We start from the raw sequence: 18652 nt of genomic DNA, 5'->3' as shown, positions 1-18652 counted from the left end.
GCTGCCAGCCGGATCCCGCCTGGTGCTCAACCGCAATGTGAGGGTGCTGGGCCGGCCGGCCGTGGAGGCGACGTTGATGGACGCCGAACCGGGGCAGCAGGCGACGCTGGTGGTGGACTCCGACACAGGGCTTATCCTGGAGGCGACGGTGCAGGGGACGACCGGCGGCGGGGCGGCGCAGAAGCTGGTGAAGGCGGTGCGCTTCGACGTGGGCGCTGCCGTCACCACGGTGGAGTACGAGGCACCCGTGCTCGGCAGGCTCGGGCGGCTGACCCTGGCACGCCGGCCGCCGGGCGGGTGGTTCGTCCTGGAGGCCGTGGTGGGAGACGAGGAGGAGGCGCACCGGCTGCGGTTCGAGCAGGTTCAATTGGGCGAGGCGGCCGGGGACCTGAAGCGGCCGGATTCGAGCACGCTGGAGGAGCTGGCGCGGCTCGACAGCGAGGCCCGCACGCTGTACCGCGAGAAGCGCTACGCCGAAGCGGCGCAGCGCTTCCGGGCGCTTGTGCGCATTGACCCGTACAACGTCAACGCCCACAACCTGCTGGGCAACATTGCCATGGAGACGGGCGACTGGGTGACGGCGTCCAGCGAGTTCGATCAGGTGATTCACCTGGCGCCGGAGTCGCCCCTCGGTTACAACAACCTGGCGTACCTGTACACGGAGCTCGGCCTGAGCCTCTCCGTGGCCCTGGAACTCGCGCAGAAGGCCATGGACCTGTCGGGCGCCCAGCCACATGGCGCCGTGCTGGACACGTACGGGTGGGCGCTTTTCCACAACGGGCGGGCCGAAGAGGCGGTTGCGGTGCTGGAGCGGGCGGTGGCCCTTTCGGGGGATGACCCCGAGTCGCAGGCGGAGGTCCTGTACCACCTCGGCGTCGTCCAGCTTTCGCTCAACCGTGTGGAGGAAGCCAGGCGGCTCTTCACGCAGGCTCTGCAGCTTGACCCTGACCTGGCCAAGGCACGCCAGGCTCTCGGCCGGTTGGAGCAGGAAAAGGGGCAAGCGGCCGGGCCATAAGCCTTGATGGCGGCGGGCGCGCAGGGCTCATGCAGGTGTCGGCGGTCCGGCTGGAAGACGGTGAAGAGTGGCACCTGCCGGGCGGCGGGGCCGTGTGGCGGTGCGAGCAGATCGTGCCGCCCGGACGTGCATCCGGGCTCCCGCAAGCAGAGGCAGGGCCTGTTGGCAGGCCATGGCACCGGGAAGAGGCGTGGCTCGCCAGGACGCGCCTCGTGCGGGGCATCGGGCCGGTGCGGGAGCGCCGCCTCAGGGAACAGGGCTTCGGGGACCTTGTCACCCTGCAGCACCACCCCGTCTGGGGCGCTGAGGCTGCCCGGGCGTGGCAGAGCCTCGTGGAACGGCGCATCGACGAACTGCGACGGCGGCGTGTCCCGGACGGGGACATGCTGTCGCTGTTCGGTGCCGGCGAGCTTCTCTTCCTTGACGTGGAGACCATGGGGCTGGCTCCGGTCTTTCCCCTTTTTCTGGCTGGCTTTGCACGCTGGGAAGCGGGCACCTGGCGCTTCACGCTGCTCCTGGCCCGGAGCTTCGAGGAAGAGCCGGTGCTCTTGCGCGCCATCGAGCTGGCCGTGGGGTCGGCCGCCGCTGTGGTCACATACAACGGCCGGGCCTTCGACATGCCTTTCGTGAACATGCGGCGGGTCTACCACGGGGCAGCCTACGGGGACGGGTGGCCGCCCGTGCACGTGCTCGACCTGCTGTCCGAGGCACGGCGGCGCTTCCGCGCCGTTCTGCCAGACGCCCGGCTGGAGAGCGTGGATCGGTTCTTGACGGGGGGCGCGCGGCCACCGTCCATCCCGTCCTGCCTGGTGCCGGAGTACTACCGCCGCTTCGTCGAGACCCGTGAACGGGCGTGGATTGAGCCGGTGCTGCAACACAACCTGCTGGACCTCAAGGCGCTGGTCAGGTTGTGGGGAGCCGTCGCGGGAGCGGCGCAACAGCTTGCGCCGGCCGGATGATGACTGCGGAAAACAGGGCAAGCGGTGCGAGTTGATCGCCGTGCATGACCATTACTTCACGCGCCGGCCCCAGGCCGCGCACCGGCCCCAGCGCATCCGCTTCACGCTGGGCCAAGTGGGCCTGCAGCTGTGGACGGACCGGGGCGTCTTCTCGTACCGGCACGTTGACCCCGGCACCCGGCTGCTCGCCGAGGCCTTCCGCCCGGACGGCGCCCGGCGGGTGGTGGATCTGGGGGCCGGGTACGGGGCGCTGGGCCTGATGATTGCGGCGCGGTTTTCGGGCCTTGAGGTGGTGCTGGTGGAGGTCAACGAGCGCGCCGCACAGCTCTCCCGGCGCAACGCAGCGCTCAACCGCCTTCCCGTGGCCGTGGTGGTGGGCGATGGGCTGCAGGCGTTTTCCGATGCGAGCCTGGATGCGGTGGTGACCAATCCCCCTGTTCGAGCCGGCCGCAACGTGATCTATAGATGGGTGGCGGAGGCGGGACGAGTCCTGGCCCCGGGTGGGAGGTTGTGGTTGGTCATTCGCACCCGCCAGGGAGCGGCCAGCCTCGCCCGGGCGCTCGAGCAACGTCTCGGGCCGGTGGATCTCGTGGAACGCGGCGGGGGATATCGCGTCTTGTGCGCCTGCCGCGGCGGCCGCTGAGGGTGCCCTAAGGCTAAGGCGAGGCGTTTGCAACTGCTGTATGTGGCAGGAGCCCCACCGGATTCCGGAGGGACGCAAGGCGAGCCTGCCGAAGAGCTTCCCGGCGCCTCGGACGGTAAAGAAAGGGTTAGGGAATGGTAGAAGAGGTGGGCACCCGGGCCTCCACGGACCGGGTGCGGGTGCGTGGCGGCGTACGGCTTTCCGGCCGCCTGCGGGTGAGCGGGGCGAAGAACGCCGCGGTGGCCCTTCTTCCGGCATGCCTCCTCGCGGACGGACGGTGCGAACTCTGGCAGCTTCCGGACATCACCGACGCGGACGTCATGATCCGCATCCTCGAAAGTCTGGGAGCCCGGGTCGACCGGCGCGAGGGAGTGGTCCGCGTCACGCCTGTGCCCGGCACGCTGAAGCACGAGGTGCCCTACGACGAAGCCAAGAAGGTGCGGGCGTCGTCGCTTCTGCTGGGGGCGCTCCTGGCCCGGCTCGGAAAGGCTGTCGTACCGCTCCCGGGGGGCTGTGACATCGGGCCGCGCCCCGTGGACCTGCACCTCAAGGGCCTGGCGGAGCTCGGCGCCCGGGTGCGGGTCGAGCGCGGCTACGTGGTGGCCGAGGCCGATCAGCTGGTCGGCAGCGAAATCTACCTGGACTTCCCCAGCGTGGGCGCTACCGAGAACCTGATGATGGCCGCGACCGCCGCCTCCGGCACCACCGTCATCTACAACGCTGCCAAGGAGCCCGAGGTGGTGGACCTCGCGAACTTCCTGGTGGCCATGGGCGCCCGCGTGGTGGGGGCCGGCACGGACCTGGTGCGCATCCAGGGGGGGATGCGGCTCACCGGCACTTCGTACACCATCATCCCCGACCGTATCGAGGCAGGCACCTACCTTCTGGCGGCCCTCGCGACCCGGGGCCAGATCGTGCTGGAGAACGTCATCCCCAAGCACCTGGAGTCGCTGCTGGCGAAGCTCGAAGAGGCTGGCGCCCGCATCGAGGTGGGCCTGGATCATCTCGCGGCGTCGCTCGACCGCCGCCCGCTGCCCACATCCGTCAAGACGCTTCCGTATCCCGGTTTTCCCACCGACTTGCAGCCGCAGCTGTCGGCCTTCCTGCTTACGGCCGACGGCACCAGCATCGTGACGGAGCGAGTCTTCGAGGACCGCTTCCGTCACATCGACGAACTCAAGCGCATGGGCGCCCAGATCCGCACGGACAGCCGCACGGCGGTCATCATCGGCGTGGAGCGGCTGAGCGGTGCCCCCGTCACGGCCACCGACCTGCGCACGGGAGCCGCCCTGGTGATCGCGGCCCTCTCGGCACAGGGCGAGACGATCATCGAAGGCTTCCACCACGTGCGCCGCGGCTACGACCGTATGGTCGACAAGCTCGCCTCGCTTGGGGCCGACATCCAGTACGTCTAGGCCCCTGGTGGGGGTTGCATGTTTATCCAGCCGGCGCGATAATGCGCCCATGCAGCCGCAAACAGCGTCAGAACAGAGAGAACCCCCGACCTCTCCAGTTCCGGTGGGCGTCGTGGGCGGGTCGGGGTACGCCGGGCTGGAACTCCTGCGGCTCATCGTTCGCCATCCCGGGCTGAAGCTTGCTTGGATATTGTCGCGTTCTCATGCAGGTCAGCCGGTCGGCTCGGTCTACCCGTCGCTTCTGGGGATCGTCGACCGGCGCTTCTCGGCCGCCGAGGATCCCTGGGAGCTCGCCGGCGAGGCACGGGTCATCTTCCTCGCCACGCCTTCCGGGACCGCGGCCGAGCTCGCCCCCGCGCTGCTCCAGACCGGGGCCGCAGTCGTGGACATTTCGGCCGACTTCCGGCTGCCCGACGCTGCCCTTTACGAAAAGGTCTACGGCCGGCCGCATCCGCATCCGGAGCTCCTGCCGCTTGCCGCCTACGGCCTCCCGGAACTCTTCCGGGAATCCATCGCCCGCTCCCGCCTGGTGGCGAACCCGGGATGCTACCCGACCGCGGCGCTGCTGGCCCTGGCCCCGCTGGCGGCAGCAGGGCTTCTCGACGTCGACCGGCCCGTGGTGGTCTCGGCTACCTCGGGGATCTCGGGGGCCGGGAGCCAGCCGGGGCCGATGTACCATTTCCCGGCGGCCACCGAAAACGTCCGGCCATACAATGTCCCCGGCCATCGCCACACTCCGGAGATCGCCGATTACCTGGCACGCCTCCTGCCCTCGGAGGGCCGCACCCCCCAGGGCGCCCGCGTCCCGGAAGGTGCCCGCGTGAGGGTGGTTTTCGTGCCACACCTGGTGCCCGCAAGCCGCGGCATCCTGGCGACGTGCGTGGCGACCGTCCGGAGGGAGATCGCCACCGAGGAGCTGACCGCGCGGTACCGGGCTTTCTACGAGGGGGCCCCCTTCGTGCGGGTGCTGGAGCCGCCCCTTCTGCCCGAGACGAAGCGGGTGCTGGGTTCCAATTTCTGCGACGTGGCCGTGCGGTGGGATCCGAGCGCCGGGGCCGTGGTGGCCATGGCGGCCATCGACAACCTGGTGAAGGGCGCAAGCGGCCAGGCGCTGCAAAACGTCAACCTCATCATGGGCTGGGACGAGGCGGAAGGGCTAAGGGACGTTCCGCTCTACCCGTGACGGAAAGCCGTGCTCGGGCCCGGCGCACTTTTTGCGAGAAGGGAGCCAGGTGAACGGCTCACACATGGGCATACGCGTCGAGACCTCGGTGAAGTCGCACGATGCGGGCATTCCTCCCGCAGCCCCCGAGTCGGGTGCGGGGGTCACCTTCCCCCTGCGCTTTCAAGCTGCCGGGGTGCACTGCGGCATCAAGCGCCAGCGCCCCGACCTGGCCGTCATCTACTCGCCGGACGACTGCGCCGCGGCCGCCGTCTTCACCACCAACCGGGTGAAGGCAGCGCCGCTTCTGGTGACCCGGGAGCACCTGGAAAGGAGTGCCGGCCGCATCCGGGCAGTGGTCGTCAACAGCGGCAACGCCAATGCGTGCACCGGCGAACAGGGGCTCCTGGACGCGCAGGCGATGGCCCGTGCGTGCGCCGCCGAGCTGGGCCTGGACACCGAGCAGGTGCTGGTGGCTTCGACCGGGGTCATCGGCGTTCCGCTGCCCATGCCCGCGGTTCGGCACGGCATCGAGCAGGCGTGCCGTGACCTCTCCGGGTCCGGGGGGGCCGCCGCCGCCCGCGCCATCCTGACCACCGACCGCCGCCCCAAAGAGATGGCGCTGCAGCTCCCGCTGGGCCGCGGACGGACGGTGCGCCTGGGGGGGATGGCCAAGGGGTCGGGGATGATCCACCCCAACATGGCCACCATGCTCGCCTTCCTGACCACGGACGCTCCGGTCGAGGCCCAGGCGCTGCAGACGCTGCTGCGCCAGGTGGCGGACCGGACGTTCAACATGATCACCGTCGACGGAGACACGAGCACCAACGACATGGTGGTGCTGCTGGCTAGCGGCCAGGCCGGCGGGCCGGCCCTGGAGGCGGGGAGCGAAGAATTCGATCGGTTTGCAGCAGGAGTTGAGCAACTGGCCACGTACCTGGCGAAGGAAATCGCCCGGGACGGCGAGGGGGCCTCGCGCCTGGTGGAGGTACGGGTGCTCGGCGCCCTCACCGCCCTCGAGGCGCGCCGGTGTGCGCGCGTGATTGCGGGCTCCAACCTGGTCAAGACCGCGGTGCACGGGGGCGACCCCAACTGGGGCCGCATCGCCGCGGCCGCCGGGTACTCGGGCGTCGAGATGGATCCGGCGGGATTCTCGGTGTGGCTGGGTGACGTGCTGGTGGCGCGCCGCGGCCGGGAGGTGCCCTTCGACACCGCTTCGGCCCGCGAGGCGCTTCTGGACGGCGAGGTGCGGCTGACCATCGACCTCGGCACGGGCGGGCACGGCGAGGCCAGCGCCTGGACGTGCGACCTGAGCGAGGAGTACGTGCGGATCAATTCGAGCTACCGTTCCTAAAACGCTTGAGGGGGTTTGGGTCGGCGTTGAGCCTGGAGCAGATCATTCAGCGGGCCGGCGTGCTGGTGGAGGCGCTGCCCTACATCCGCGCCTTCTTCGGCAAGACGTTCGTCATCAAGTACGGCGGCAGCGCCATGCCCGGCGGGGAGGTTCAGCGCAGCATTGCCCTTGACCTGATCCTGCTCAGGTACGTGGGGGTGCGGCCGGTTCTCGTGCACGGCGGGGGCCCTGCCATCACCGAAGTGATGAAGGCGCTGGGAAAGGAGCCCCAGTTCGTCAACGGGCGGCGCGTCACCGACACGGAAACCATGCGGGTGGTTCGCATGGTCATGATGGGGCTCATCAACATGGACATGGTGGCCACCATCAACCGGTTCGGCGGGAAGGCCGTGGGGCTGTCCGGGCACGACGGCAACTTGATGGTGGCGCGAAAGCGCCTCGAGCAGGCCGCCAGGGAAAGCGCTTCGCCGGAGACTGTGGACCTTGGCTTCGTGGGAGACGTGGAGCGGGTCAACCCCGAACTCCTCAACCTGCTCACGGACCAGGGCTACATCCCCGTCGTGGCGCCCATCGGGGCCGGGTACGCCGGCGAGAGCTACAACATCAACGCCGACAGCGTGGCAGGCGAGCTGGCGGCGGCGCTTCGCGCCGACAAGCTCATCATCCTCACCGATGTGGAGGGCATCCTGGAAGAACCCGGCAACCCGGCCTCGCTCATCTCCGCGCTGCAGATCCAGCGGGCCCGCCGCATGATTCAGGAAGGCACCATCGAGGGGGGCATGGTGCCCAAGGTAGAGGCGTGCATCCGGGCGCTCGAGGCCGGAGTGCCGCGCACCCACATCATCGACGGGCGGGTGCAGCACGCGCTCTTGCTGGAGATCTTCACGGACCGGGGCATCGGAACGATGGTGGTGAGCTGACGCATGATGGCAGGTCTGGCCCCCTCGGACGTGACGGCCCTTGCCGACCGGTACCTCATGCACACCTACCGCCGGGATCGGCTCGTGCTCGTGCGGGGAAGCGGCTGCTGGGTCTGGGACGCCGAGGGCGGGCGCTATCTCGACTTCGTGTCGGGGATCGGCGTGAACGCGGTGGGACACTGCCATCCCCGGGTGGTACAGGCGCTGGCCCAACAGGCCGCGGAACTCATGCACGTCTCCAACCTCTTCTACACCGAGCCCCAGGCGCTGCTGGCGAAGTGGCTCGCCGAACACACCCCCTTCGACCGGACGTTTCTCTGCAACAGCGGCGCCGAGGCCGTCGAGGCAGCCATCAAGCTGGCGCGCCGCTACCACTACAACCGCGGCGAGCACCGCTTCGAGGTGGTCACGGCCACCGGGTCGTTTCACGGCCGCACCTTCGGGGCCCTGTCGGCGACCGGGCAGCTCCGCTACCACGAGGGCTTCGAGCCGCTGGTGCCAGGCTTCCGGTATGTCCCGTTCAACGACGCCCGTGCCCTCCGTGAGAGCGTGCACCGCGGCACGGCGGCCGTGCTGCTGGAGGTCGTGCAGGGGGAGGGCGGCGTCCACCCGGCCGACCCCGGATTCGTGCGGGCGGCCCGGGAGGCGGCGGATTCCAGCGGGGCGCTTCTCATCATCGACGAGGTGCAGACAGGGCTCGGCCGCACGGGCCGGCTGTTCGCCTTCGAGCACTACGGCATCGTGCCGGACGCGGTGACGCTGGCCAAGGCGCTCGGGGGCGGCGTGGCCATCGGGGCGCTTCTGGCCAGGGAGCCGGCGGCTTGCGCCTTCGCTCCGGGCCACCACGCCTCGACGTTTGGCGGCAACCCCCTCGCCTGCCGGGCGGCGCTGGCGGCGCTAGAGGCCATCGAGCAGGAGGGGCTGGTGAGGCGGGCGGCCGAGGTGGGCTCGTACCTCGCCGAACGGCTCCGAGAGGCCGGGCGGCGGGCCGGCCACGTGGTGGAGGTGCGGGGACTCGGGCTGATGCTGGCCATCGAGTTCGATGTGCCGGCCCGTGCGGTGGCGGAGGCCTGCCGCAAGCGGGGCCTTCTGGTCAACGTGGTGGCCGAGAAGGCGCTGAGGCTTTTGCCGCCGCTGGTCATCGGACGGGACGAGGCCGACCGGGCCGCGTCGATCCTGGAAGCCGCGATCCGCGACGCGGCTGCTGCCGGGGAGGCTTAAGAGGAAACCGTTAACAATGCCCAGGCGCAACGATCTCCACAAAGTCATGGTCATCGGATCCGGACCCATCATCATCGGGCAGGCCGCCGAGTTCGACTACGCGGGGACCCAGGCGTGCAAGGCGCTGCGGGAAGAGGGCCTGGAGGTGGCGCTGGTCAACTCCAACCCCGCCACCATCATGACCGACGAGAACATGGCCGACCGCATCTACCTCGAGCCGCTGGTGCCCGAGGTGCTGGAGCGGATCCTGGAGCGGGAGCGCCCGCAGGGGCTGCTTCCCACGCTGGGCGGCCAGACCGGGCTCAATCTGGCCTTCGAACTGGCGCGGCGGGGCGTGCTCGACCGCCTCGGGGTCGAGCTCCTGGGAACCCCCCTCTCCGCCATCGAAAAGGCGGAAGACCGGGAGCAGTTCAAGGCCACCATGGAGGCTATCGGCGAGCCGGTCCCGGAGAGCCGCACCGTCACCACGCTCGAGGAGGCGCTGGCGTTCGCCGAAACCATAGGCTATCCCGTCATCGTGCGCCCGGCGTACACGCTGGGCGGGACGGGGGGCGGCGTCGCCCGCCGGCCGGAGCAGCTCCGGGAGGTGGCCTCCCGGGGCCTGAAGCGCAGCCTCATCGGCCAGATCCTGGTCGAGAGGAGCGTGGTGGGCTGGAAAGAGATCGAGTACGAGGTGATGCGGGACGGCGCCGACAACTGCATCACCGTCTGCAACATGGAGAACTTCGACCCCATGGGCATCCACACGGGGGACAGCATCGTGATCGCCCCGAGCCAGACGCTCACCGACCGGGAGCACCAGGCGCTGCGTTCGGCGGCCATCAAGATCATCCGCGCCCTGGGGATCCAGGGGGGCTGCAACATCCAGTTCGCCCTGGCCCCTGACGGATCGGGGCGCTACTACGTCATCGAGGTGAACCCCCGGGTCAGCCGCTCCTCGGCGCTGGCCTCCAAGGCCACGGGATACCCCATCGCCCGGGTCGCGGCCAAGATCGCCGTGGGGTTGCGCCTCGACGAGATTCCCAACGCGGTGACCGGGCAGACGACAGCGGCGTTCGAGCCGGCCCTGGACTACGTGGTCGTCAAGATCCCCCGGTGGCCTTTCGACAAGTTCCCCCTGGCAGACCGGCAGCTGGGCACCCAGATGAAGGCCACGGGCGAGGTCATGGCCATCGACCGCACCTTTGCGGGGGCGCTTCAGAAGGCCGTGCGTTCCCTCGAGGCCGGGTACGACGGGCTGTTTGACCGCTCGGTGGCCGCTTTTACGGATGGGGAACTGCGCCGCGTACTGGCCGCGCCCGACGACCGCAGGCTGTTTGCGGTGGCGGAGGCGCTGCGCCGGGGCTTTTCGGTGGAGGAGCTTCACCACCTCACCCGGGTCTCGCCGTACTTCCTCGCCGTCATCGAACGCATCGTGAAAGCCGGCCAGAAGCTGGCCGAAAACCCGGGGCAACTGCGGCAATGGCTGCTTGAACTCAAGCGCCTGGGGTACTCGGACCGCCGGATTGCACAGCTTGCCCGCCTGACAGAGGCCCAGGTGCGGGCGCTGCGCCGCGAACTGGGAGTGGTGCCGGTCTATAAGAGCGTGGACACCTGCGCCGGCGAGTTCGAGGCGAAGACGGCCTACTACTACTCCGCCTACGAACGGGAGGACGAGGTGCCCGACAGCCCCAGGCCCCGGGTGCTGGTGGTCGGGGCGGGGCCGATCCGGATCGGGCAGGGGATTGAGTTTGACTACTGTTCTGTGCATTCGGTCTGGGCGCTGCAGCGCATGGGCTACGAGGCCGTCATCGTCAACAACAACCCCGAGACGGTGAGCACCGACTTCGACACCTCCGATCGGCTCTACTTCGAGCCGCTCACGCTGGAAGACGTGCTGGAGGTGGTGCGGCGGGAGCGGCCGGAAGGGGTCATCGTGCAGTTCGGGGGGCAGACGGCCATCAACCTGGCCAGGCCGCTGGCCGATGCAGGCGTTCGCCTGCTCGGCAGCAGCGCCGACACCATCGACCTGGCCGAGGACAGGCGGCGCTTCGCGGAGCTTCTGGGGATGCTGGGGATCCCGCAGGCCGAGGGCGCCAGCGCCTCCAGCATGGAGGAGGCGCTGGGCGTCGCCAACAAGCTGGGGTACCCGCTCATGGTGCGGCCCTCGTACGTGCTGGGCGGGCGCGCCATGGAGATCTGCCACGACGAGGACGAGCTTTTGGAGTACATCAAGATGGCGGTGCAGGTGGCGCCCGAACACCCCGTGCTCCTCGACCGGTACCTCCAGGGCCGCGAGATCGAGGTGGACGCCATCTGCGACGGGGAGCGCGTGCTGATTCCCGGCATCATGGAGCACATCGAACGCGCCGGGATCCACTCCGGGGACTCGACGGCCGTCTTCCCGCCGGTTCGCCTGAGCGCCGAGGAGGAGAGCGCCATCGTCGACTACACCCGCCGCCTGGCGCTGGCCCTCGGCGTGCGGGGGCTTCTCAACGTGCAGTTCGTGGTGTCGCAGGGCCGGGTGTACGTTCTGGAGGCCAACCCCCGCGCCAGCCGCACCGTTCCATATCTGAGCAAGGTGACGGGGGTCCCCATGGTGGCGCTGGCCACCCAGGTGATGGCCGGCGCACGGCTGCAAGACCTGGGATGGCCCCAGGATGGCCTCCTTTACTCGTCTACGAACCCGCCGCCGTTCGCGGCCGTCAAGGCGCCGGTCTTCTCGTTCGACAAGCTGGACGACGTGGACGTGCTGCTGGGCCCGGAGATGAAGTCCACCGGCGAGGTGCTGGGCATCAACGGAGACTACCCGTGGGCCCTGTACAAGGCGCTCGTCGCGGCCGGGATGACCGTGAAGGCGTCGGGCACGGCCCTCGTGACCCTGGCCGACCGGGACAAGGAAGAGGCGCTTCCCACGGTGCGCCGGCTCGCCGGCCTGGGCTTTCGCATCGTGGCCACGGCGGGCACCCAGCGCTTCCTGGCCCAACACGGCGTGGCGAGCAGCTTCGTCCACAAGATCGGCGAGGGCCACCCGGACGTCGTGGACCTGGTGCGGACGGGCGAGGTGGACCTGGTCATCAACACGCCCACTCGCGGCCGCATCCCCGAGCGGAGCGGCTTCAAGCTGAGGCGGGCGGCCGTCGAGTTCAAGGTGCCGTGCTTCACCTCCCTGGATCTGGCAGCGGCACTGGCCGAGGCGGCGGCGCAGCTTCGAGCCGGCGAGTTCCCGCAGCCGCTGACCCTCCAGGAGTACACGTCGCGCCTTGCCCGGCACCCCTTGCGGGCAGCGGCCGGGCGGGCGGTTTGAAGGCAGGGGTATCAGGATGGGGGGCTTCGGGGCCATGGACGTCCGGAAGGTGGTTCTGGCGTATTCGGGCGGCCTGGACACGTCGGTGATGATCCCGTGGATCCGGGAGAACTACGGGTGTGAGGTCGTGGCCTTGATCGCCGACGTGGGGCAGGGCGAAGACCTGCAGGCCGTCGCGGAGAAGGCGGTGCGCAGCGGGGCGAGCAAGGCCGTGGTGGAGGACGTGCGGGAGACGTTCGCCCGGGATTACGCGTTCCAGGTGCTGCGGGCTGGCGCCATCTACGAGGGACGGTATCTGCTCGGCACGAGCTTCGCCCGGCCGCTGATTGCGGCATGCCAGGTGAAGGTGGCGAAGGAGGAGGGGGCGGACGCGCTGGCCCACGGCTGCACAGGCAAGGGCAACGACCAGGTGCGCTTCGAGCTTGCCTACCGGGCGCTGGCCCCGGAGCTGCGGGTCATCGCCCCCTGGCGGGAGTGGGACCTGCGCTCCAGAGAGGACGAGATCACCTACGCTAAAGAACGCGGCATCCCCGTCGGCGTGACCCGGGAAAGGCCCTACAGCATCGACCGCAATCTGTGGCACGTCAGCTACGAGGGCGGGATCCTCGAGGACCCGGACCGGGCGCCGGATCCGGACATGTTCCTGTGGACGGCCGACCCGGCGGCGGCGCCCGACGAACCCGAAGAGGTCACCGTCGGCTTCGAGGAAGGCTATCCCGTCTCGGTCGACGGGCACGAGATGGGGGCCCGGGAGCTCCTGGAAACCCTCAACGCCCTGGGCGCCCGCCACGGCGTCGGGCGGGTCGACATCGTGGAAAACCGCGTCGTGGGCATGAAGTCCCGGGGGGTCTACGAGACGCCCGGCGGCACGCTTTTGCACGTGGCACACCGGGAACTGGAGAGCCTCACGCTTGACCGCGAGACGTTCCACTTCAAGGAGATGGTGGCGGTCCGCTTTGCGGAGCTCGTCTACTACGGCCAGTGGTACTCGCAGTTGAAGCGGGCCCTCGACGCCTTCGTGAACGAGACCCAGAAGAAGGTGACGGGGCGGGTGCGGCTGCGGCTGTACAAGGGCGGCGTCCAGGTCGTCGGGCGCTCTTCGCCGTATTCGCTGTACGATTTCGATCTGGCGACGTTCGGCGCCGACACGGTCTACCGGCAGAAGGACGCCGAGGGGTTCATCCGCCTGTTCGGACTGCCGCAGTATGTCGAGGCGAGGCTTTCAGCGCGCCTGGGGGAGCGGCTGTGAGCGGCGGCGCCCCGTGGGCCTCCATGTGGGGAGGGCGCTTCAAAGAGCCGGCGGATCAGCTCCTCCGGCGCTTCACGACCTCACTGGGCTACGACCGAAGGCTCGCGCCGTACGACGTAGCGGCGAGCATCGCGCACGCCCGGATGCTGGGCCGGCAGGGGATCATCCCGCAGGAAGACGCCCGGCGCATCGTCGAGGGCCTGCAGGCGCTGGCCGAGGAGATCCGGGCGCGGCCCGAGCTTCTCGACGGGCCGGACGAGGACGTGCACTCGGCCATCGAGCGGCTGCTCTTCGAACGCATCGGGGAGCCGGCCCTTCGGCTCCACACCGCCCGCAGCCGCAACGATCAGGTGGCCACCGACCTGCGGCTGTTCGTGCGGGATGCCACGAGCTTGCTCGACGCGGCGGCGGCGCGCCTGCAGCACGTCCTCCTGGAGCGGGCCGAGCAGGAGGCCGCCACCGTCATGCCGGGTCTGACCCACCTGCAGCCGGCGCAGCCGGTGACGCTGGGGCACCACCTGATGGCGTACGTGGCCATGCTCTTCCGGGACAGGGATCGCCTGCGGGAGGCCGCTCGCCGGGCTGCGGTGCTGCCGCTGGGTTCGGGGGCGCTGGCCGGGGTGGCCTTCCCCGTGGACCGGGAGGCTGTCGCCCGGGAGCTGGGGTTCGAGTGCGTGAGCGAAAACAGCCTGGACGCCGTCTCCGACCGGGACTTCGCGTGCGACTTGTTGTATGCGTGCAGCCTCATCATGGTTCACCTGAGCCGGCTTGCCGAGGAACTGGTCATGTGGAACCACCCGGCCTTCGGCTTCGTGGAGCTGCCCGACCGCCTGGCAACCGGCTCCAGCATGATGCCCCAGAAGAAAAACCCGGACGCCGCTGAACTCATCCGTGCCCGGGCGGGCCGGACGAGCGCCCATCTGGTGGCGCTGTTGACCGTCCTGAAAGGGCTGCCCCTGGCCTACAACCGGGACCTGCAGGAGGACAAGCAACCGGTCTTCGACGCCGCCGACCAGACCCTGCTGGCCCTGGAGATGGCCGCCGAACTGGTGGGGGCCCTGCGCTTCCGGCGCGACCGGATGGCTCATGCGTGCACGCCGGATCTGCTGGCCACCGAACTGGCCGATTACCTGACCCGGAAGGGCGTGCCGTTCAGGGAGGCGCACCGGCTGGTCGGCCGCATCGTGGCAGACGCGCAGGCGGGTGGCAGGCGGTTGACGGACTATTCCGTCGAGGAACTCAGGCGCTACAGCCCCCTGTTCGAGGAGGATGCGGCCGCCTGCCTGGACTTCGAGGCGGCGCTGAGCGCCCGGGGCCTCGCGGGGGGTACCGCGCCTGAGGCGGTGCACGCGGCGGTGGCGGCGGCGCGGGAGAGGATGCGGCGGATGGAGGGCTCGGCTTCCCGGGCGGCTTCGTAGCCTGCCCGGATCCACGCCTCCACCCCGCTGCGGCCGGAGGCACGGGGGTCGTCGAGGGGCGGGCGCACCACCACATCGGCGAAGCGTTCCAGCTGCAGGTCGGTGAGGTGCTGCAGCGCGATGGCCGCGGCCCGGTCGAGCACCCGGGTGAACCCATGCACGTCGCCGTCCTGCCGGTGGCCCGTACCGAGGTCGACCGCCACCACCACGTCGGCTCCCAGCAGCCTGCAGGCGCGGGCGGGCACCGGCTCCACCGTGCCGCCGTCCACCAGCGCCCGGCCCGCCAGCCGCCGGGGGGTGTAAAACCAGGGGATGGAGCAGCTTGCCCGCACGGCTGCCGCAACGGGAATCCGGTCGACCACTACGGTGCGGGGAGGCAGCGCGCCGGCAATCCAGGCGCGGCGCGTCAGCAGGACCGTCTCGCCGGAGTGCAGGTCGCATGCGACGGCCGCGAAGGGGCGCTCCAGGTGCTCCAGGTCGTCGACCGGCAGGCGGCGGCGCAACCACCTTTCGAGGCGGCCCCCGGCCGCAAGGCCTCCGGGAGTGGCTGGGCGGGCGCGGCCCAGGGCCTCCAGCGTGAGGCGGGAACCGAGTATGAGAGCTCCCCAGGCTGAGAGCCGCAGCTCGCAGCGCACTTCGGCCAGAAGCTCGGGGGCGACGGCCTGCATGGCCCGAGAGCTGACGCCCGCAACGTACAGCGCTCCCACCAGGCTTCCGACGCTGGACCCGGCCACGACGCGCGGCGCAAGCCCTGCCTCCTCCAGCGCCTGGATCACCCCGATGTGGGCCGCCCCGCGCATGGCGCCGGCACCGAGGGCAACACCCAGGATCCGCATAGGCGACGCAACCCCCAACGCCCGGAGATCTAAGCTATGCCAGGTGGCCGCCCGACAGGGAGTTGTCCTGAGGAAGCGAAAAACCAAGGTAACGCGGCCAAAGTCTAAACGCCCGAAGGTGGGAGAAGCGGAGTGCGGGTACTTATCTTGTACAGCGCCCGGGGGGCTTTGGACCGGCTGGCCCGGGCCGTCGCCGACGGGCTTGAGTCTGCCGGCGTGCGGGCCGAGTTGATGAAAGCCGACCCCTCGCGCACGCAGCCTATCAGCATGGGAGCTTACGATCTCGTCTGCGTGGGCAGCCCCACCCTCGGCTTTTTCCGGGGGAGGGCGGCCGAGGACATCGTGGAGGTACTCGCCCGCAGCACCCGCCTGGAGGGCAAGCGCACCGCGGCGTTCGTGCGGCGCGGCGGCTTCGGTGCCACTCGGGCTCTGAAGCAGCTGATGGCCGCGCTGGAGCGCCAGGGGGCCTGGGTCGAGGACTTCGCGGACCTCGCCTCGGAGCAGGAGGCGCGGGCGTTCGGAGCGCGCCTCAAGAACGTGGCGGGGGCGCGGGTGTAAACTCGTGGACCGGGGAAAGGCGGCGACGACCAGCATGAGCAACACTTTTGCCGAGAAGCAGGACCTGCGGATCCCGGGGCCGACGCCCGTACCGCCCTCTGTGCTGCGGGCCATGTCGCGGCCCATGATCAACCACCGAGGCCCCGAGTTCGCCGAACTCATCGCCCGCCTCACCCGCCGCCTTCAGCGCCTCTTCGAGACGGAAAGCTTCGTGGCCATCCTGACGGGATCCGGGACGGCCGGCATGGAGGCGGCGTGCGCGAACCTCATCTCCCCCGGCGACCGGGTGCTGGTGCTGGACGGCGGGGTTTTCGGGCACCGGTGGGCGGAGATCGCGGGCGCGTTCGGCGCTCGGGTCGAGCGATACGAATACCCCTGGCACACCGGCGCAGAGCCCGGAGAGCTTGCGAGGCGGCTTTCGGCCATGCCCGACGTTCGAGCGGTTTTCGCCACCCACAACGAGTCGTCCACCGGGGTCATCAACGACATCCGGGCCCTGAGCGCCGCGTGTCACGAGGCGGCGCCCGAGGCGATGTTCGTGGTCGACTCGGTTAGCGGGCTGGGCGGCGCGGCGCTGTCCATGGACGCCTGGGGCCTGGACGCCGTGGTGAGCGCATCCCAGAAGTGCATCATGGCGCCCCCCGGGCTGGCCTTTGTGGCGCTTTCGCCCCGGGCCTGGCAGCGGGTCGGGGAAAGCCGGGCCGCCCGTTACTACCTGGATCTGGCGGCTGCCCGGCGCATGTTCGAGAAGGGCCAGACGCCGTGGACGCCGGCCCTGTCCGTGGTATACGCGGTGGACGAGGCGCTCGGCCTTCTGGAGGCGGAGGGCAGCGACGCAAGGCTTTCTCGCCACCGCCTGATGCGGGACATGGTGCGGGCGGGGCTCGCAGCGGCCGGCTTCGAGCTGATGGTCGAGACGCGCTTTGCCTCGCCGACGGTGACGGCGGTGCGGCCTCCCGCCGGGGTCGACGTGGAGGCGGTGCGCAGGGTCGCGAGGGAACAGCTCGGGGTGGTCTTCTCGGGCGGCCAGGGCAAGCTCGCCGGGCAGATCCTGAGGGTGGGCCACATGGGCTACGCCACGCCGCTGGACATGATTGGCGCCGTGGCGGCTGCCGAGGTGGCGCTGGCCCGGCTCGGCGCTCCCGTGCAGCCGGGGGCCGGAGTCGCCGCCGCAGAGCGAATCTGGGCGGGCCATGAGGAGGCGGCCGCGCGGTGAGGGTGCTGGTGGCCGACCCCCTGGAGTCGGCGGGCATCGAGCGGCTGCGGCAGGGCGGCGCCCAGGTGGATCTCCGGCCCGGGATGGACCGGGCTCAGCTTCTGGAGCGGATCGGGGAGTATGAAGGCCTGATCGTCCGCAGCGAAACCCGCGTGGACGCCCGGGTGCTCGAGGCAGGCCGGCGGCTGATGGTCGTGGGGCGAGCCGGGGTCGGCGTCGACAACATCGACGTGGAGGCGGCCACCGGGCGAGGTGTCGTGGTCGTCAACACTCCTGAGGCCAACACCACAAGCGCCGCCGAGCACACCATGGCCCTGATGCTGTCGGTAGCGCGCCGCATTCCCTGGGCGCACCACTCCCTTGCCCTGGAACGGCGGTGGGAACGCCGGCACTTCATGGGGGTTCAGCTCGCCGGTAAGACGCTGGGCCTGGTGGGGCTGGGACGGATCGGTTCCGAGGTGGCGCGCCGTGCGCGGGCCTTCGGCATGGCTGTGCTGGCCTATGACCCGTACGTAACCGCCGACCGTGCCGCGCAGCTGGGCGCGCAGCTCGCCGAGCTGGACGAGTTGCTTGCCCGGTCGGACTTCGTGAGCCTTCACTGCCCCCTGACGCCCAAGACGCGCCATCTCATCGACGCCGAACGCCTCAAGCGCATGCGCCCCACCGCATACCTCATCAACTGCGCCCGGGGCGGCATCGTGGACGAAGCGGCCCTGGCGAACGCGCTGGCAGAAGGGCGGCTGGCGGGGGCCGCCGTCGACGTCTTCGCGGAGGAACCGCCCTCCGGCAGCCCCCTGATGGGGGCGCCCAACGTGGTGATGACGCCGCACCTCGGCGCAAGCACGAAGGAGGCGCAGGGCGAGGCGGCTGTGGCCGTGGCCGAAGAGGTTCTTCGGGTGCTGGCAGGGGAACTCCCGCATCACGCCGTCAACATCCCCTCGGTTCCTGCCGAGGCCTGGCCGCGCCTTCGCCCGTACGTGGACCTGGCCAGGCGGCTGGGCCGCGCGTTCACGGAGCTCTTCGGCCCCGAGGCGCTCGACCAGATCGAGATCGTCTATCAGGGCCAACTCGCCCACGCCGCCGGTGCTCATGCGCTGACGGCCTCGGCGCTCTTGGGCATCCTGACGCCGATCACGCCGGAAGGGGTGACGCTGGCAAACGCCTCCATACTCGCCAGGAGGCGGGGCATGGAGGTGCTGGAGACGCACAGCCAGAAGGCCGGCCAGGAGGCAGCCCGAGAGGAGGGCGGCCCCGCGCTTGCGATCCGCTCGCCTCGAACCGTCCGGGGGGTGATGCCGGCGGTCGCAGGCGACGTGGGGGCGAACATGCGGCCCCGCCTCCTGGAGATCAACGGGTACCGGATCAACGTGGAAGAGCCCGGCTACCTGCTGGTCTCGTCG

The 18652-nt window shown here is 70.1% G+C and carries 14 protein-coding genes and 1 pseudogene; 14 read left to right on the top strand and 1 reads right to left on the bottom strand.

From position 1 onward, the window contains the following. From AB1609_02835 to argH, 11 genes are all read left to right on the top strand, one after another. On the top strand, positions 1–1015 hold a 1015-nt coding region (locus AB1609_02835), incomplete at its 5' end, for a tetratricopeptide repeat protein (GenBank protein ID MEW6045403.1). 29 nt (positions 1016–1044) lie between these two features. After that, positions 1045–1974: a ribonuclease H-like domain-containing protein gene (locus AB1609_02830; protein MEW6045402.1), complete on the top strand. Its 930-nt coding sequence runs from the start codon at positions 1045–1047 to the stop codon at positions 1972–1974. Beyond that, a complete protein-coding gene (locus AB1609_02825; protein ID MEW6045401.1) occupies positions 1958–2617 on the top strand; it encodes a class I SAM-dependent methyltransferase in 660 nt (219 codons plus the stop codon). Before AB1609_02830 ends, AB1609_02825 begins: the two co-directional genes overlap by 17 nt. A 134-nt stretch (positions 2618–2751) precedes the next feature. Further along, positions 2752–4032 (top strand): UDP-N-acetylglucosamine 1-carboxyvinyltransferase, encoded by a 1281-nt coding sequence (murA, locus tag AB1609_02820; protein ID MEW6045400.1) that lies wholly within the window; start codon positions 2752–2754, stop codon positions 4030–4032. 112 nt (positions 4033–4144) lie between these two features. Continuing rightward, complete coding sequence (argC, locus tag AB1609_02815) at positions 4145–5215, top strand: N-acetyl-gamma-glutamyl-phosphate reductase (GenBank protein MEW6045399.1); 1071 nt, start codon at positions 4145–4147, stop codon at positions 5213–5215. 49 nt (positions 5216–5264) lie between these two features. Further along, the gene (gene argJ, locus AB1609_02810; protein ID MEW6045398.1) at positions 5265–6548 is read left to right on the top strand and encodes a bifunctional glutamate N-acetyltransferase/amino-acid acetyltransferase ArgJ; all 1284 of its coding nucleotides are present in this window, start codon (positions 5265–5267) and stop codon (positions 6546–6548) included. 32 nt (positions 6549–6580) lie between these two features. Further along, positions 6581–7468, top strand: coding sequence for an acetylglutamate kinase (gene argB, locus AB1609_02805; GenBank protein MEW6045397.1), 888 nt, complete (start codon positions 6581–6583; stop codon positions 7466–7468). A gap of 3 nt (positions 7469–7471) precedes the next feature. After that, positions 7472–8689 carry an aspartate aminotransferase family protein gene (locus tag AB1609_02800; protein ID MEW6045396.1) on the top strand — a complete coding sequence of 406 codons (1218 nt, stop codon included), beginning with the start codon at positions 7472–7474 and terminating at the stop codon, positions 8687–8689. A gap of 16 nt (positions 8690–8705) precedes the next feature. Next, complete coding sequence (gene carB / locus AB1609_02795) at positions 8706–11975, top strand: carbamoyl-phosphate synthase large subunit (protein MEW6045395.1); 3270 nt, start codon at positions 8706–8708, stop codon at positions 11973–11975. Positions 11976–12009: 34 nt separating this feature from the next. Next, complete coding sequence (locus AB1609_02790; GenBank protein ID MEW6045394.1) at positions 12010–13224, top strand: argininosuccinate synthase; 1215 nt, start codon at positions 12010–12012, stop codon at positions 13222–13224. Further along, complete coding sequence (gene argH / locus AB1609_02785) at positions 13221–14642, top strand: argininosuccinate lyase (GenBank protein MEW6045393.1); 1422 nt, start codon at positions 13221–13223, stop codon at positions 14640–14642. The genes AB1609_02790 and argH overlap by 4 nt, the downstream gene beginning before the upstream one ends. 242 nt (positions 14643–14884) lie before the next feature. Here argH and AB1609_02780 read toward each other — a convergent pair. Then, positions 14885–15478 (bottom strand): annotated as a pseudogene (locus tag AB1609_02780) (patatin-like phospholipase family protein). A gap of 132 nt (positions 15479–15610) precedes the next feature. Here AB1609_02780 and AB1609_02775 point away from each other — a divergent pair. The 3 genes from AB1609_02775 to serA all read left to right on the top strand — a co-directional run. Beyond that, positions 15611–16036, top strand: coding sequence for a hypothetical protein (locus tag AB1609_02775; protein MEW6045392.1), 426 nt, complete (start codon positions 15611–15613; stop codon positions 16034–16036). A gap of 34 nt (positions 16037–16070) precedes the next feature. Then, positions 16071–17252: an alanine--glyoxylate aminotransferase family protein gene (locus AB1609_02770; protein ID MEW6045391.1), complete on the top strand. Its 1182-nt coding sequence runs from the start codon at positions 16071–16073 to the stop codon at positions 17250–17252. Beyond that, positions 17249–18652, top strand: a 1404-nt coding sequence (gene serA, locus AB1609_02765; GenBank protein MEW6045390.1) for a phosphoglycerate dehydrogenase, incomplete at its 3' end; no start/stop codon positions are given. The genes AB1609_02770 and serA, both read left to right, overlap by 4 nt.

This window comes from Bacillota bacterium, from assembly GCA_040754675.1.
Taxonomy (GTDB): domain Bacteria; phylum Bacillota; class Limnochordia; order Limnochordales; family Geochordaceae; genus Geochorda.
Note: the sequence above shows the minus strand (reverse complement) of the source record. Positions and strands in the feature narration are given on the sequence as shown.

Bases quoted from the DNA above. Each gene is read 5' to 3' on its own strand.
- AB1609_02790 (MEW6045394.1), top strand. From the start codon at position 12,010: ATGGACGTCCGGAAGGTGGTTCTGGCGTATTCGGGCGGCCTGGACACG.
- murA (MEW6045400.1), top strand. From the start codon at position 2,752: ATGGTAGAAGAGGTGGGCACCCGGGCCTCCACGGACCGGGTGCGGGTG.
- AB1609_02770 (MEW6045391.1), top strand. From the start codon at position 16,071: ATGAGCAACACTTTTGCCGAGAAGCAGGACCTGCGGATCCCGGGGCCG.
- AB1609_02830 (MEW6045402.1), top strand. From the start codon at position 1,045: ATGCAGGTGTCGGCGGTCCGGCTGGAAGACGGTGAAGAGTGGCACCTG.
- carB (MEW6045395.1), top strand. From the start codon at position 8,706: ATGCCCAGGCGCAACGATCTCCACAAAGTCATGGTCATCGGATCCGGA.
- AB1609_02800 (MEW6045396.1), top strand. From the start codon at position 7,472: ATGATGGCAGGTCTGGCCCCCTCGGACGTGACGGCCCTTGCCGACCGG.